The following is a 405-nucleotide window of genomic DNA, read 5'->3' as shown; positions in this document are numbered from 1 at the left end:
ATCCCGAGATCCGGCAGATCGTCGACATCCTGATGCGACGCCGGCAGAACAACCCGATCCTGACCGGCGAGGCCGGGGTCGGCAAGACCGCGGTGGTCGAGGGTTTTGCGCTCCGCATTGCCCAGGGTGACGTGCCGCCAACGCTGCAGAATGTCAGCGTGCGCATGCTCGACGTCGGCTTGATGCAGGCCGGCGCCAGCGTCAAGGGCGAGTTCGAGAAGCGGCTGAAAGCGGTGATCGACGAGGTCCAGGCCTCCGAGACGCCGATCATCCTGTTCATCGACGAGGCGCACACGCTGATCGGCGCCGGCGGTGCCGCCGGAACCGGCGATGCCGCAAACCTCTTGAAGCCTGCCCTGGCACGCGGCGAGCTTCGCACCATCGCGGCCACGACCTGGGCCGAAT

At 67.2% G+C, this 405-nt stretch carries 1 protein-coding gene; it reads left to right on the top strand.

Features of this window, described 5'->3' with window-relative positions:
- On the top strand, positions 1-405 hold a 405-nt coding region (locus EOA24_RS41010; RefSeq protein WP_127410974.1), incomplete at both ends, for an AAA family ATPase.

Source organism: Mesorhizobium sp. M2A.F.Ca.ET.039.01.1.1 (genome assembly GCF_003998035.1).
Classification (GTDB): Bacteria; Pseudomonadota; Alphaproteobacteria; order Rhizobiales; family Rhizobiaceae; genus Mesorhizobium.
This window is presented reverse-complemented; position numbering and strand designations above follow the sequence as displayed.